16 protein-coding genes are annotated in these 14851 nt (G+C 63.9%); 9 read left to right on the forward strand and 7 right to left on the reverse strand.

The window, feature by feature from the left end:
- Positions 1 to 15 precede the first annotated feature (15 nt).
- The gene (locus LJF34_RS01260; RefSeq protein ID WP_231182819.1) at positions 16 to 225 is read left to right on the forward strand and encodes a hypothetical protein; all 210 of its coding nucleotides are present in this window, start codon (positions 16 to 18) and stop codon (positions 223 to 225) included.
- A 60-nt stretch (positions 226 to 285) separates the two neighbouring features.
- On the opposite strand, the gene LJF34_RS01265 is transcribed toward LJF34_RS01260, so the two are convergent.
- From LJF34_RS01265 to aroC, 4 genes are all read right to left on the reverse strand, one after another.
- Complete coding sequence (locus LJF34_RS01265; RefSeq protein ID WP_231182820.1) at positions 286 to 915, reverse strand: uracil-DNA glycosylase; 630 nt, start codon at positions 913 to 915, stop codon at positions 286 to 288.
- A gap of 32 nt (positions 916 to 947) precedes the next feature.
- Positions 948 to 1856, reverse strand: a complete 909-nt coding sequence (locus LJF34_RS01270) for a hypothetical protein (protein WP_231182821.1) — start codon at positions 1854 to 1856, stop codon at positions 948 to 950.
- 339 nt (positions 1857 to 2195) lie between these two features.
- Positions 2196 to 2525: a HalOD1 output domain-containing protein gene (locus tag LJF34_RS01275; RefSeq protein WP_231182822.1), complete on the reverse strand. Its 330-nt coding sequence runs from the start codon at positions 2523 to 2525 to the stop codon at positions 2196 to 2198.
- 40 nt (positions 2526 to 2565) lie between these two features.
- Positions 2566 to 3714: a chorismate synthase gene (gene aroC / locus LJF34_RS01280; RefSeq protein ID WP_231182823.1), complete on the reverse strand. Its 1149-nt coding sequence runs from the start codon at positions 3712 to 3714 to the stop codon at positions 2566 to 2568.
- A gap of 105 nt (positions 3715 to 3819) precedes the next feature.
- On the opposite strand from aroC, the gene LJF34_RS01285 reads away from it, so the two are divergent.
- Positions 3820 to 4422: a hypothetical protein gene (locus tag LJF34_RS01285; RefSeq protein ID WP_231182824.1), complete on the forward strand. Its 603-nt coding sequence runs from the start codon at positions 3820 to 3822 to the stop codon at positions 4420 to 4422.
- A gap of 1 nt (position 4423) precedes the next feature.
- Here LJF34_RS01285 and aroA read toward each other — a convergent pair whose 3' ends face one another.
- A complete protein-coding gene (aroA, locus tag LJF34_RS01290) occupies positions 4424 to 5713 on the reverse strand; it encodes a 3-phosphoshikimate 1-carboxyvinyltransferase (protein ID WP_231182825.1) in 1290 nt (429 codons plus the stop codon).
- Between the two features lie 146 nt (positions 5714 to 5859).
- On the reverse strand, positions 5860 to 6417 hold the full coding sequence (locus tag LJF34_RS01295; protein WP_231182826.1) for a universal stress protein: 558 nt from the start codon (positions 6415 to 6417) through the stop codon (positions 5860 to 5862).
- 47 nt (positions 6418 to 6464) lie between these two features.
- Between LJF34_RS01295 and LJF34_RS01300 the strand changes: the two genes are divergently transcribed.
- The 7 genes from LJF34_RS01300 (at position 6465) to LJF34_RS01330 (ending at position 14494) form a co-directional block, all read left to right on the forward strand.
- The gene (locus tag LJF34_RS01300) at positions 6465 to 7643 is read left to right on the forward strand and encodes a Xaa-Pro peptidase family protein (protein ID WP_231182827.1); all 1179 of its coding nucleotides are present in this window, start codon (positions 6465 to 6467) and stop codon (positions 7641 to 7643) included.
- A gap of 131 nt (positions 7644 to 7774) precedes the next feature.
- Positions 7775 to 9007 (forward strand): carboxylate--amine ligase, encoded by a 1233-nt coding sequence (locus tag LJF34_RS01305; protein WP_231182828.1) that lies wholly within the window; start codon positions 7775 to 7777, stop codon positions 9005 to 9007.
- A gap of 391 nt (positions 9008 to 9398) precedes the next feature.
- Positions 9399 to 10751 (forward strand): LLM class flavin-dependent oxidoreductase, encoded by a 1353-nt coding sequence (locus LJF34_RS01310; RefSeq protein WP_231182829.1) that lies wholly within the window; start codon positions 9399 to 9401, stop codon positions 10749 to 10751.
- Positions 10752 to 10892: 141 nt separating this feature from the next.
- Positions 10893 to 11342 carry an ester cyclase gene (locus LJF34_RS01315; protein ID WP_231182830.1) on the forward strand — a complete coding sequence of 150 codons (450 nt, stop codon included), beginning with the start codon at positions 10893 to 10895 and terminating at the stop codon, positions 11340 to 11342.
- A 179-nt stretch (positions 11343 to 11521) separates the two neighbouring features.
- A complete protein-coding gene (locus LJF34_RS01320; protein ID WP_231182831.1) occupies positions 11522 to 11971 on the forward strand; it encodes an ester cyclase in 450 nt (149 codons plus the stop codon).
- A gap of 52 nt (positions 11972 to 12023) precedes the next feature.
- Positions 12024 to 12767 carry a prephenate dehydrogenase/arogenate dehydrogenase family protein gene (locus tag LJF34_RS01325; RefSeq protein ID WP_231182832.1) on the forward strand — a complete coding sequence of 248 codons (744 nt, stop codon included), beginning with the start codon at positions 12024 to 12026 and terminating at the stop codon, positions 12765 to 12767.
- On the forward strand, positions 12764 to 14494 hold the full coding sequence (locus LJF34_RS01330) for a methyltransferase (RefSeq protein WP_231182833.1): 1731 nt from the start codon (positions 12764 to 12766) through the stop codon (positions 14492 to 14494). The genes LJF34_RS01325 and LJF34_RS01330 overlap by 4 nt, the downstream gene beginning before the upstream one ends.
- On the opposite strand, the gene LJF34_RS01335 is transcribed toward LJF34_RS01330, so the two are convergent.
- The gene (locus LJF34_RS01335; protein WP_231182834.1) at positions 14491 to 14703 is read right to left on the reverse strand and encodes a hypothetical protein; all 213 of its coding nucleotides are present in this window, start codon (positions 14701 to 14703) and stop codon (positions 14491 to 14493) included. The genes LJF34_RS01330 and LJF34_RS01335 overlap by 4 nt on opposite strands.
- Positions 14704 to 14851 lie beyond the last annotated feature (148 nt).

A 14851-nucleotide genomic window follows, 5' to 3' on the forward strand; every position in this document is an offset into this window, starting at 1 on the left:
GTACCAATTTCGGCCATGCACTGGACGAAACCCCTCGGTCTCCTCGGCGTCGCCGTCCTTGCCGTCCTGACGCTCGGCGCGCTCTTCGCCTTTGTCACGCAAACGCTCACCGGCGACGCCGTCACCGCCAGCGTCGTCTCCATCGCACTGCTCGTCGTCGCCGTCGCCGGACTGGCACGCGTCGGCGGACGCTCGAAGCGGTGGCGGCAGAACCCCTACTGGTGAACGAATCGGACGCTTGGTGTCCCGATCACCCAATCAACTCCGTCGCCCTTTCGTCGCCCGTTATCGTCCTTGTCGGCCCTTCGTCTGCCGGTAGTCCGTCCCCATCAACTCGGCGAAGTGCTCGACGAACGCTTCCGTCTGCTTTTCGGTCTGTTCTCCGGGATGTATCATCGGAACGAGTTCGAACCCGCGTCCTCGAATCGTCGTCGCGTGGTCCTCCGCGATGTCGATGTCGGACGCCGGCGTCGTGGTGTATTCGGTGGCGATTTCGGCGAGTGCACCTTCCCCGACCGGAACGAGGATTTCGGGGTTTATCATCCGAATCTCGGCGTTCAGATACGGCTCACAGGTCATGATTTCGCCGTCGTCCGGCGGTCGCTCCGGGTGGTGACAGCGCGTCAGGTAGGTGAGAAACGCGTTCTCGATTTCGGGTTCGTCGGCATCCGCCGCCGAGTCGTTCAGACCGAGCCGACCGAGGATCGCCTGTAGCCGTTCGCCCGCCTCGTCGCCCGTGAAGGGGACGCCGGTTCGGTCCGCGCCCGCGCTCGGCATCTCGCCGACGAACAGGAAATCCGCGTCCACGTCGCCGTAGCCGTGAACGACCCGTTCGCGGCGTTCACATAAATCGCAGTTCGTACACTCCTCGTCCATCCCGAAGGGGTTCGAGCGCTCCTCCTGTTTCGCGTTCATGCACCCTGCTTGTGCCGCGAGCGTAAAAGGGGCTACTCCTCGGCGAGCGCGAGAAACGACGCCGCCCATCGGGAGTTCTCCCGAACCGAAACGCGGTGTTCCCGTTCGTCGTGGTCGATGAGTCCCGCGGAGTCGAGCTTCGGCAGGTGGAGTTGGTACAGCGTCGCGTAGTACTGGCGATGGTGGTTCGGCGTCAATTTCCTCTCGCCGATGTCACGCCGGGCGACAACACTCGCCAGTTCGTCTATTCCGACCGTTTCACCGGTTTCGAGGAGATAGCGGAGCGCGTCCCGCCGCCGCCTCGAACTGAGGGCTTCGAACATGCTATCGAGCGACGGTCCGTCGCTCGAATTCGTCGTGGTCGACCGAATGGGACGGTCGGCGTCGTCGGAGAATTCGACCGTCTCGTCCGCGAGCATTCGAAACGGGGCGACCTCCGGTTCGTCGGTGTACCCGTCGTATCGGAAGTATCCGACGGCGTTCATGTCGGTGAGGAGCTTGGAAACGGCGTCGAAAAAGGAGACCATCCGGTGAACCGAAACGTGTTCGAGCGGGGTCGTGAGCGAGTCGAAGAGGAGCGTCGTCTCGTCGTCGAACGCCGCGAGGGCGGACGTGATGGCCGCTCGAATCCCGGCGAGGTCGTCGGGGCGATGGACGGTATCAACGGTCGCCGGTATCGACCCGTCGGAGGAAGGTCCCGCCTTACGAATCGACGTACCGACTTCGATGACGCGAACCGCGTTTGGGAGTTGGCCGACGTGCTGATGCCAGAGGTCGAGAAGCGAATTCGCCGACCGGTCGCACGTCACGGCGACCAACGCGTTCGTATCGTCGTGCGGAAAGTGCGTGAGAGGATGGCTTTCCGCTCGACGGTCCGCATCACTCGGCGCTGTGACGAGAACGCTACTGCCGGTCTCGAAGTCGAGGTTTGCGCTCGTCATGGGCGTCGGCCTCGATGATCGTTTCTTCCGCGCGATAACCACTGGAGGGTCTGTCTGATTGGTTTCATTGATTCGACTACTGTGTTATCTCGGTGTACGGGCGACACGGTTCCTCACGCCAGCGATCCCTTCTGAAACCGTTCTGGGTGCTGGGACGTCTACGGGTTCGGTTACGGTGTGCAATTCGAGCGTCGCGCTCGAATCGCTGCCGTCTATGGACGCCCTACGCATCTATTCGTTATAAATTTGTTCGTGAATAAGAACCACGTACTATCGAAATGGCATTTTCATTGGAGTGACGTTACTCGCGCGGCGAGCGTTCGGTTCGTCCGGGAACGGTCACTCGCGGAGTATCACGTGTCCGTTCGAGTGAACGAACACGGTCAGACCGTCGATGGAGAACGTGATATGCCCCGTCGTTCGGTTTCCCCGAGGGTCACGGGTGAAGAGTGCGTCGAGGGCGTCCGGGTCGAGAACGTCCATCAGCGGGATTCTGGTTTCGGTCGGATCTATGCCCCGAATCGACGCGATAGCTTGGATGACGGTCCCGCTCACGGAGCTGAACGACGTCGTGTTCCGGTGCGTGTGGTACGTCTTCGGGTCGGACGCGACGAGCGTTGGTCCGCGCTCCCCGCCCTCCCCTTCGTTGTCGACGTTTTGTCGGTTCATCGACGATACGACGATGGTTTGCTCCCTATCCGGTATAAAATTACGTCTCGGGTTGACTGGGATGATAGTCGGTGTCGTACTCTCCCGTTTGTCCATCCAGTCGGTCGGGGTTGATTCGGCCGCCGAGCAGCATGAAGTCCACGAGCGTCAGCGCGAGCATGGCTTCGACCACGGGGACGCCGCGGGGCGGGAGCACCGGGTCGTGACGGCCGATGACCTGCACTTCCTTCTCCTCGCCGGTTTCCCAATCGACCGTCGTTTGGGTCTTCGGAATCGACGTCGGCGCGTGGAGCGTCACTTCCCCGTAGATCGGTTCGCCCGTCGTGATGCCGCCCTGCAAACCGCCGTGGCGGTTCGTCACGGGTTTCGGATCGTCGTTCGAATCGAACTCCCACTCGTCGTTTCGGTCGTGTCCCGCCCACTCGCGCGCGTTTCGGCCGAGTCCGAACTCGAAGGCGGTGCTGGCCGGCACCGACATCATCGCCTGCCCGAGTCGCGCCTCGACGGAATCGAACCGCGGGGCACCCAATCCACGCGGGACGCCGCGCGCTTCGAAGTAAATCGACCCGCCGATGGAGTCACCCTTCTCCTGATACTCGTCTATCAACTCCCGCATCTCCGCGGCGGCGTCCGGGTCGGCGCACCTGACCTCGTTCTCCTCGCTGTGTTCGAGCATCTCCTCGAAACTCACGTCGTCGGCGCGCACGTCGCCGATCTGATCGACGTGCGCTTTCAGTTCGACGCCTTCCGCCGCGAGTATCTTCTTGGCGACGGCTCCCGCGGCGACCCAGTTCACCGTCTCGCGCGCCGACGACCGACCGCCGCCGCCCCAGTTTCGTGTCCCGAATTTCGCGGAGTAGGTGAAGTCCCCGTGGCTCGGCCGCGGCGCGGTGATGAACGGTTCGTACTTGCCCGACCGGGCGTCCTTGTTCTGGATGACCATCCCGATTGGCGTTCCCGTCGTGTAGCCGTCCTGAATCCCGCTGTTGATGGTCACGGCGTCGGGTTCGTCCCGACTGGTCGATATCATCGACTGGCCGGGTTTTCGCCGGTCCAAGTCGCCCTGCACGTCGTCGGTCGTGAGTTCCAGCCCCGCCGGACAGCCGCTTATCGTGACGCCCATGGCCTCCCCGTGACTCTCGCCGTAGGTCGTCACCTGAAAGAGGCGTCCGAATCGATTTCCGTTCATTACCCGTTCCTGTGCGGCGGGGGCATTTAGAGGTTGCAGACCGCGGAACGTTTCGCCACCGGTGGCCGAAAGAAAATTTATAGCCCGGACACCAACACGAAGGCGATGAATCGGCGACGATTCACCGCCCTGCTTGGTCTCGTAGGAAGTTCCGCGGGCTGTATCGGCCGCCTTCCGACGGATGGCGGCGACAACGACGCGGAACCGGTGAGCCTGCGCGTTCGCAACTTCTTCGAGAAGCGACGCGTCGTCACGGTATCTATCGAGGGCACTCGGACGGGCGACCACTACAAATCGAAGTTCTATCTCTTTCCGGGATGGATTTCGAACCGTCGAAACATCCTCGAAGCGGACACCTACGAGGTGAACGTGGAACTCGACAACGACATGTGGCGCACCGTGGAGTGGAAGATGAACGGCTGTGAAACGAACGTCATTCTGGTCGACGTCGGTCCCGACGGGATCGGCGTCACCTCGACGTGCCAAGAGGAGATGACGGAAACGGCAACCGCAACGGAGACGGAAACGGCGGAGACGGAAACGGCGGAGACGGAACCCACGATGGAGCCGGGAACCGCGACGAAAACGGGAACGACGAACGGAACGGAAACCACGCCGGAGGCGGGAACGACGACGGAATCGGAAACCACGACGAAAACGGGAATCGCAACGGAAACGAGAACGACGAACGGAACGGAGACGAACTGAGTTACCGCTGTACCTCGCCGCCGAGGTCGTACAGGACCTCGAAGAAGTCGGGGAACGACACTTCGACGTGTTCCGAACCGGCGACCATCGTCGTCCCGTCGGCCGCGAGTCCGGCGACCGCGAGGGCCATCACGATTCGATGGTCTCCGTGTCCGTCCACCACGGACCCGACGAGGTCCGACTCGTTGCCGTGGACGGTGAGGGCGTCCTCTTCCTCCTCGACGCTCGCTCCGAGCTTCGAGAGCTCCTTCGCCATCACCGCCACGCGGTCCGTTTCCTTGTACCGAACGTGTTCGCAGTTCTCGATGCGCGTCTCGCCGTCCGCGACGGCACCGAGGGCGGCGATGGTCGGGAGGAGGTCCGGCGTGTCGCCCACATCGACCGTGACGCCCGAGAGCGAGGAGCGTCGGACCGTCAACACGCCGTCGTTGCGGTTCCAGTGGACGTCCCCGCCCATCTGCTTCAGGACGTCGACGATGAACGTGTCACCTTGTGCGCTCGGGTACGCGCCTTCGATTTGGATGCTCTCGCCGTCGTCGGCCGCGATCGCGCCCGCCGCGAGGAGGTAGGAAATCGAGGAGAAGTCGCCCGGGACGTGATACTCGCCGTCGCTCGGTTCGTAAAACTGCCCGCCTGCGACGTGATAGCCGCCGTCCCGTTCCTCCGCGGTGACGCCGAAGTCGTCCAGCAACTCCAGCGTGATGTCCACGTAGGGGGCCGACTTGAGTTCCGTTTCGAGGTCGACGGTCACGCCGTCGTCGGTCAGCGCGCCCGCCATCAGCAGCGCCGACACGTACTGCGAGGAGACGTCGCCCGGAATCGAGACCGTCCCACCCGAAATCGGTCCCTTGATGACGATCGGGGCTTTGCCGTTACCGCGGCTGCTTTCGGCCCTGCCGCCGAGTTGCCCGATGGCCGAGAGCATCGGTCCCTGCGGTCGCGAGCGAAGTGACGCGTCACCCGTCAGGACGGTGATTCCGTCCACAAGTGCCGTCGTCCCGGAGACCAGCCGCATCGTCGTGCCGCTGTTTCCGCAGTCGAGTATGTCCGCCGGAGTGGTCGGTTCGCCGCCGAAGCCATTAATTTCGATGGCCTCGCCGGTGTCGGTCACGTCGCCGCCGAAGGCATCGACGGCCCGCATCGTCGCCTTCGTGTCGGCGCTGATGAGCGGGTCGAACACGAGCGCCCCGCCGGAGTACCCGGCCGCGAGAATCGCACGATGTGTGTAGCTTTTCGACGGCGGTGCCCGCGCCGTCCCGGAGAGTCTCGACTGGGAGATTTCGACGTCCATGTGCGACCCGTCTATCCGAACGGGTATCAGACTACCGCCCTCCGGAAAATATCGCCGGCCGGAGACATCCAACCTGATCGAAACGTCCTGCCGGTCGGAGACGGTTCGGTACGCCGATCGGAAACGTCCCGGCGCGCCGAAACGCCTTATCGGACGACCGTGACGGGAAGCGTCGCGCGTCCCGTGACCTGCTTCGCGACGCTTCCGAACAGCGTCTCGTAGCGCTCGGACGCGCCGCGGTGGCCCACGAAGATTGCGTCGAAGTCGTTCTCCTCGGCGAACTCGGTGATCCGTTCGACCGGTTCCCCGTACAGCATCCCCGTCTCGATTTCCGTTCCCCGGCGTTCGGCGCTCGCCGCAGCGTCGTCGAGCAGGTCCTGCCCGCGGGTCTCCGCGTCCTCGACGCTCGTCAAGAGGAGTTCACGGTCGGCCTCGGCGAAACTCGTCGGCGGCGCGTCGCCCCCCGTGAACACCTCCGTCGGGACGACGACGTGAATCCCCGTAATCGAGGCGTCCGTGTCCTCCGCGAGGTCGATGGCGTAGTTCAGTGCGTCCGTACTCGACGGCGAGCCATCGAGCGCGACCAGATATCCCCCCATAACGGGTGCTAGTTGGTCGCGTAGGAGGATGTGGATTTCGGCGATGGAAGGGAGTTCGAGGCGATAGGGGAATCGGCTCTTTCCGGGCGATGTTGCCGGGAACACGCCCGCCCTCCGACATGGTTTTAGTCGTCCCCTCTGTGTCGAGAGATATGGCACAGGACCTCTCGGTATTGGATTCCGCCCTCGATTCGATGGGTGTGGACGGCTTTCTCATCGACGCCGATTCGACGGATTCGGACCAGTTGTATCTCTCCGGCTTCGACGCGCCGGACGCCTTCACGACGCTGTACGCCGACGGCGTCCACCTCCTCGTTTCGAGTCTCGAATACGGACGGGCCAAAAAGGAGAGCGACGCGGAAACCGTCTCCCGGCTGTCGGAGTACGACTACTACGAGAAGATAGCCGAACACGGTCCGGAGGCGGCGAAGAACCACATCATCGCCGAGTTCCTCGCCGACCGCGGCGTCGAATCGGTGGTGGTCCCCGCCCGGTTCCCAGTCGGCACCGCGGACGGACTGCGCGAGGCGGGCGTGACCGTGCAACCCGACGATTCCTCGGTCCTCGTGGGGATTCGCGCGACGAAGACGGACGAGGAGGTAGAACACGTCCGCGTCGCACAGAAGGCGAACGAGGCGTCCATGCACGCCGCCGAGGACCTCCTCGCGGCGGCGACGATTCGGGACGACCTGCTTTACTACGACGGCGAACCGCTGACCAGCGAGCGCGTGAAAGAGGAGATAGAGGTGACGCTCCTCCGCCATGGGGCCGCACTGGACGAAACCATCGTGGCCTGCGGCGCGGCGGGTGCGGACCCGCACAACCGCGGCAGCGGCCCGCTCGCGGCGAACGAGGCCATCATCATCGACATCTTCCCCCGGGACAAAACGTCGAAGTACCACGCCGACATGACCCGGACCTTCGTGCGCGGCGAACCCTCCGAGGAGATACGGGAACGCTACGAACTCACGCACGAGGCGTTCGACGCGGCGTTCGACGCCCTCGAACCCGGCGCGACGGGCGAAGAAGTTCACGACGCGGTGTGCGACGTGTACGAGAAGGCTGGCTACGACACGCTTCGGAGCAACCCGAACGCCGAGACGGGATTCATCCACAGCACGGGCCACGGCGTCGGCTTGGACGTCCACGAGGACCCCCGACTCAGCCCCAGCGGCGGCGAGTTGGAACCCGGCCACGTCGTCACCATCGAACCCGGCCTGTACGACCCCGAAGTCGGCGGCGTCCGCATCGAGGACATCGCCGTCGTCACCGAGGACGGCTACGATAACTTCACCGACTACCCGATTCGACTCGTCGTGGACGAGGAGTAGGCCGACCGGTTTTCGATTCGGCTCGATTTCGGTTTCGATTCGCGCTTTCGTTCGTTTCCTTCCGCTACCGAGATAGCGGCGGCTTTCTCCCGGTCGGACAGGCTTTAGGCTCCGCTCCGGAAATCGAACCCATGGCCGACGAATTTCGTTCCTTCGAGGGGCTTCGGCGCGCGCTCGCCGAGGCGACGTTCGACAAACCACCGGCGATAGTCTGCAACGCCCACGTCACCGGGGTGAGCGTCGCTCGCGCGCTTTCCGCCCACGACGTGCCCGTCATCGCTATCGACCGAAACGGCAAGGGCGTCGCGCCGTACTCCGACGCCGTGGACTTCGCCGGGCGGGTGACGTTCCCGCTCGACGATTTGGAGGGTTTCCGCGACGACGTGGAAGCGCTCGCCGCAGAACTGGACCACGACCCCGTCGCGTTCCCGTGCATGGACGAGTGGGTCCACGCATTCGCCGGGACGGAACCCGAGGGCGTCCGCCTGCCGTTCGCTGGCCGGGAAACCATCGACGCCGTCCTCGACAAGGAGTCGCTCTACGCGAAGGCCGAGGAGTTGGGCGTTCCCTACCCCGAGACGTACCGTCTCTCGGAGACCGACCCGGACGACGCCGCCGACGCGCTCGGCTTTCCGCTCGTCGTCAAACCCGCGCTCAAACGCGAGTTCGAGGAGGCCGTCGGAACCAACGTCATCGAAGTCGCCGACAGGGAGGAGTTGGCCGACGTGGCCGCCATGGCCGCGGACGCCGGTATCGACGTCATGGCACAGGAGAAGGTGGATATCGCCGTCGGGCGGGACTGCTCGCTCGCCTCCTACGTCCCCCAATCCGGCGACCCCGTGACGTTCGTCGGCAACGCCCGCGTTCGCTACCCACAGGCGTTCGGTACTTCGTGTCTGGTTCGGAGGACGGACCAACCCGATATCGAGGACCGCGCACTGAAGGTGCTGGAGGAGACGGGGTACTACGGAATCAGCGAAGCCGAGTTCGTCTACGACGAGAGGCGGGAGGAGTACGTTCTCCTCGACATCAACACCCGTCCGTGGAAGTGGATTTCGCTGCCCGTGCAGGCTGGTGCCGACCTGCCGGGGGCCGCCTACGCCGAAGCGGTCGGCGAGGAGTTCGACCCCGGCGAGACGCACGACGCCACGTGGGTCTACCTCGCCGATTACCTGAAACTGCTGGCAAACGGTTCCGGTTTCTCGGACGCCCTCTCGGCGGAACAGTGGGAGTCTCTCCTGTCCGGCGGGTTCGAGGACTCGGACGAGTTGACGACTGGCGTGTATCGACCCGGCGACGTCGGACCGATCCGCCGCCTCATGAAAACCGAGTTCGGAACCGCCGACTACTACTGTTCCTGTTAGGGTGCGCGATATCGACCCGGCCACATGGCGTGCGTGGCTGGCAGGCCCGAGGACATTACGTCCGAGGGCCTGACTGGCTTTCGCGCGAGGGATGACGACCGGAGGAGCTTCAGCGACGACGGGAGGAATCGGTTGGGGAGGCGTGTGGTTGTCGCGGTGCGGTTGCGGTTTCATTGACGTCTGTAGTTGCAGTCATAGACAAACCAACGCCACCTCGTCGCGAACGGTCAGGGGCTATCCGAGTCGTCACGTCAACAGTTGCAACCACGGTACCTCCCGACCCCCGCCACCCCCGTCGCCCCCATCGTATTCGAAACCCAGATGACGGAGAGGTTGGCCGCGTCCCCCTCACATTTGCTCCGGCGTTCCGGAATACGACCACCGAACCACAATGAGCGACGAACCCATCCATTTCAACCTGTTCACCATGAATTCGGTGGAACACGTGACGGCGGGCAACTGGCGCACGCCGGGCGACCAGTCCCACCGCTACACCGATATGGCGTACTGGCAGGAAGTCGCGCGACTCGCGGAGAGAGGCGGCTTCGACGCCGTGTTCTTCGCCGACGTGCGCGGTATCTACGACGTGTACGGCGGGGACCGGACCGCGGCCATCGAGAAAGCCATCCAAACGCCCGCGAACGACCCGGAGCTGGTGATTCCGGCGATGGCGAGCGTCACCGACGACCTCGGCTTCGCGGTGACGCGCTCGACGACGTACGTTCACCCGTATCAACTCGCCCGCGAGCTTTCGACGCTGGACCACATCACTGACGGGCGAATCGCGTTCAACGTCGTCACCTCCTACCTCGAAAGCGCGGCGGAAAACCTCGGGCTGGAGGGCCGAATGGAACACGACGCGCGCTACGACCGGGCCGAGGAGTTCATGCGGGTCTGCTACCGCCTCTGGGAGGACAGTTGGGAGGACGACGCGGTGGTTCGGGACGCCGAGGCGGGGCGGTACACCGACCCCGACAAGGTTCACGCCATCGACTACGAGGGCGACCATTTCTCGGTTCCCGGCCCGCACTCCTGCGAACCCTCGCCGCAGCGGACGCCGGTCCTCTACCAAGCCGGGTCATCGGAACGCGGACGAAACTTTGCGGCGACGAACGCGGAGGCGTTGTTCGTCAGCCAACCCACCGAAGCGGTCGTGAAACGCTACGTCGAGGACGTTCGAGCGCGCGCCGACGAGGCGGGACGGAACGGCGACGACCTCGCCTTCTTCGCCGGAATCGCGCCGATAGTGGGCGAGACGGAGGACGTCGCGCGGGCGAAGTACGACGAGTACCGCGAGAACGTCGATACGGAGGCCACGCTCGCGTTGCTCGGCGGGTTCATGGATTTGGACTTCTCGGAACTCGCGCCGGACCAACCCGTCGAACACATCGAAACCGAGGCGATTCAGGGCGCGGTGGACGCCCTCACCAAACACGCGCCGGAGCGCGACTGGACGGTACGCGACGTGGCGGAGTTCTGCGGGCTCGGTTCCACCTCGCCGGTCGTCGTCGGATCGCCGGAAACGGTCGCCGACGAACTCGAACGCTGGCACGCGGAGACGGGTATTTCCGGGTTCAACCTCAAGGAAATCGTTCGCCCCGGCACGCTTCGGGATTTCGTCGAGTTGGTCGTGCCCGAACTCCGAGAACGGGGCCTCGTCCGCGAGGCGTACGAGGGTGAAACGCTTCGGGAGAACGTGTTCGGTCGGCGGCACCTCGCCGCCGACCACCCGGCGAGGCGATGAAACCGAACGCCGACGGACACGGAAATCGGTGCTGTCCGTCGAACCATCCCGCCTTTCCCGGCGTCCCACGGGCGTTTCCGCGTGAACGATAGCGTCGTTTATCGCCGTACGAGGTCTACGACAAGTGCGGGGTGAAACACTATGAGTGTCGGAACAACTGACAACGAGACGGTCGTCCGCCGCGATATCGAGGAGGTATGGAGCAGCGACGGCGACTTGGACAGCATCGACGACACCGTGACTGACGACTTCGTCTATCACACGTCGATGATGGAGATCAACGGTCGGGACGAGTACAGGGAGATGGCCGAGGAGACCCGAAAGATGTTCTCCGACTTCGATATGGAGGTGGAGGACATCCTCTCGTCGGACGACGAGGTGGTCGTCCGGTACACCATGCGGGGCACGAACACCGGCGAGATGATGGGCAAGGAACCGACGAACGAACGCATCGAGATGACGGGCATCATCATCGACCGACTGGAGGACGGAAAGATACGCGAGCGATACGAGAACGCCGACGAACTCGGCATGCTCGTCCAACTCGGCGTGGTCGAACTGCCGCCGGAGATGCGGGAGTTCGAGGAGTAAGCGGGGACGGACGCGTCGAACGGCTTTTTTTGGAACCTCACCGTCGAAACCGACGAGACGAAGGTTCGAAGCGGAGAGAAATGCGGCCGTTTTACCGCTGTCCACGCCCGTTACCCGAATGAACGATGGGTTTCGTTTATACTCACTCCGAGCGTTCGAGATACGCGGAGAGGGGAACGATGAGTATCGAGACAGCCGACAACGAAGCGGTCGTCCACCGGGAGATTCGCGAGGTATGGGACGGAGGGGACTTCGACGCGATTCCCGACCTCGTAGCCGAAGACTTCGTGTTTCACAATCCGATGCTCGACGAACCGGCACATGGCCCGGACGGGTATCGGAAAGTAGTCGAGGCGTTTCACGACTCTTTCTCCGACATGGAACACGAAGTGGAGGGAATGTACGCCGTGGACGACGTGGTAGTGACGCGATACACGACGCGGGCCACCCACGACGGTGAACTCATGGGCATCGCGCCGACGGGGACGAAAATAGAGGTCACCGGAATCGTCATCGACCATCTGAAAGACGGCAAACTCGCGGAACGGTACGTCAACGACGACGCGCTGGGACTGTTCGAACAGATCGGTGCCGTCGAACCCCCGACGGAATCGGAATCCACGGACTGACCGACTCGCGCAAACGAACCTCTTTTGGGTGGACCACACCAACGCGAAGGCAATGAACGTACTCGTCGTCGGGGCGGGCGCGATGGGTCGCTGGTTCGCCGAGGCGGTACCGGGCGACATCGCGTTTGCCGACGCGGAACCGGGGATTGCGGAGGAGGCCGCTCGAACGGCCGACGGGCGAGCGGTCGCGCTGGAATCCGACGAATCATTCGACGTGGTCTGTCTCGCCGTCCCGATGCCTGCGATTTCGGAGGCGGTCGAGGAACACGCGCCGAAGGCCGACCGGGCGATACTCGACGTGAGCGGCGTCATGGCCGAACCGGTCGAAGCGATGGCGGAACACGCACCGAACGTCGAACGGGTGAGCCTGCACCCCCTGTTCGGGTCGGACACCGCGCCGGGGAACGTGGCAGTCGTCGCGGACGAACCCGGCCCGGTGACGGACGAACTGCTCGCAGCCATCGAGGCGCGCGGGAACACGCTGGTCGAGACGACGGCGGCGGAACACGACGACGCGATGACGACGGTGCAAGCCGGGACGCACGCGGCGGTGCTCGCTTTCGCGCTGGCGGCGAACCCCGTCCCCGAAGGGCTTCGAACGCCCGTATACGAGGAGTTGTCCGGCCTCGCGGACCACGTGACCGACGGCGAACCGCGCGTGTACGCCGACATTCAGGCCACCTTCGACGGCGCGACGGGCGTGGCGGAAGCGGCGAGGCGGCTGGCCGACGCCGACCCGGCCGACTTCGAGCGGTTGTATCGCGAAGCCGCGGACATCGACGAGGTGGACGAATGAACGCGGAGCAGCGCGAGCAGGTGTTGTCGAACGCGAAATATCTCCAAGACGTTCGCCCCGTGGACCCGGAGGAGATTTCGGAGTACGTCGAAGGGGAACCACATCCGGCGGTCGTTCGGCAGATCCTCCGCGAGGAAGCGGGGTCGCTCGGATTCGTGGAACACGAGGACGGCACCTTCGAACCCGCGTCGGACGACCCCGTTCGTCCCGAGTTCCGCGGCGTCGAGTCGTTTCCCGAGAAGTACGGGCGAAAACTGGAGGACCTGCTGGTCGCGGAGTTCGGCGCTGGGTGGCCGGACGGCACGTCGGGCGACGAACTTCGCGACACGATTCGACGGCTCAAGGAGGACTACTTCGCCCAGAACCCCGTCGAGTACGACTATCGCGTCGCGCTCGGCTACGCCGTCTACCACCTGCCGGACTACTACGCCGTGGTCCAGTACGTCCTCTCCGAACTCGCGGAACGCGGCCTGCTGCCCGGAAAACTCCGCGTCCTCGACGTCGGCGCGGGAGTCGGCGGCCCCGCCCTCGGACTCCATGATTTCCTCCCCTCGGAGACGTTCGTGGAGTACCACGCCGTCGAACCGAGCGACGCCGCCGACGTCCTCGCTGCGATGCTGGAGGAGACGGGGGAGAACTTCCACCCGAAGGTCCACCGCGACACCGCGGAAGCCTTCGAACCCGAGGACGGCGCGGCGTACGACCTCGTCCTGTTCGGCAACGTGTTGAGCGAACTGGCCGACCCAGAAGCGGTCGTTCGGAAGTACCTCGACTACCTCGCGCCGGATGGGTCGTTGGTCGCCGTCTCCCCGGCGGACAAGAACGCCAGCATCGGCCTTCGGGAGATCGAACGAAGCGTCGCCGACCGGACGACCGTGTTCTCGCCGACGCTTCGCCTCTGGCCCGGCGAGGAACCGACCGACGACTGCTGGTCGTTCGACGTGAAAACCGAGTTGGCCGTGCCGCCGTTTCAGCGCCGACTGGACGCGGGGGAGAGCGGAGACGGCGAAGGTGACGTCGAGGTCTCCGAACGCGAAACCGAACCCGAAGGACGCACCGAAGAATCCGCGAGTCAGGTGGAACACCGAGGAATCGACGCCAGCAACTACGAGTTCGATTCGAACGACGATGAGGGGACGGGGACGCAGGGCATCGACGCGAGTCGGGACGGAATCGACGCGAGTGAGTACGGAACCGACGCGATCGAATACGGTGCCGGCGACGGTACCGACGCGTCGGGGCGTGGACTCGATGCGGGTGGTGCCGACGCGAGCGCACACGAAACCGGGACGGACGAACCGCGGGAGTCCGTAACGTTGGACGACATCGAGGGCGACGGCGAGTTCGTCAACGTCGACGTGCAGTTCTCGCACGTCATCCTTCGAACCGATGGTGTCCGTCGGCGGGAGTTCACCGCCCGTCCGTCCGAATCGGCGAAGATGGCGGGGATGGAGCGCCACGTCACCGAACGGGTGAACCTCGTCGCGGTGAAACTCAGTCACTCGCTGTCGGAGGAGGGTGAAAACGCCGTGTTCAAAATCAGTGACGGCAGCGAGTCGGTGGGGAACTTCGCGGTCCTGACGAAGGAAACGTCACTCAACCGCGCGCTTCGCGAGGCGGCCTACGGAAGCCTCCTGTCGTTCGAGGACGTGCTCGTGCTCTGGAACGAGGACGAAAAAGCGTACAACCTCGTCGTGGACGAGCGGACGGTCGTGGACCGCCGCTAGTTCGCCTCGACGCACTCCCGGACGAAGTTATAGTACGAACCGAACTTCCCTTCGTCGTTCGGTGACAGCGGTATTTTGTTCTCCGCGAGCAGTTCGACCGTCTTCTTTGGCTCGCACTCGAACCAGATGGACAGGATGTCTACGTTACGCTGAGCGTATTCGTAGTTGAGTTCGAGCGTGTGAGCGTCTGTGACATTTCCCTCCGCCATGTCCGTTCGCATAATATGAGCCTCACAGCTTAAATCCCAGTGCTTCGTTGATTATCAATGCTGAATTACAACAGCGAGAATACATACTGTTCCCAATCCCGACTCGGTCCGAAACGGGTCGAAGACGGACCATCGAAGTGTTTCAGCG

It is taken from the genome of Haladaptatus sp. DYF46 (assembly GCF_021083305.1).
GTDB lineage: Archaea > Halobacteriota > Halobacteria > Halobacteriales > Haladaptataceae > Haladaptatus.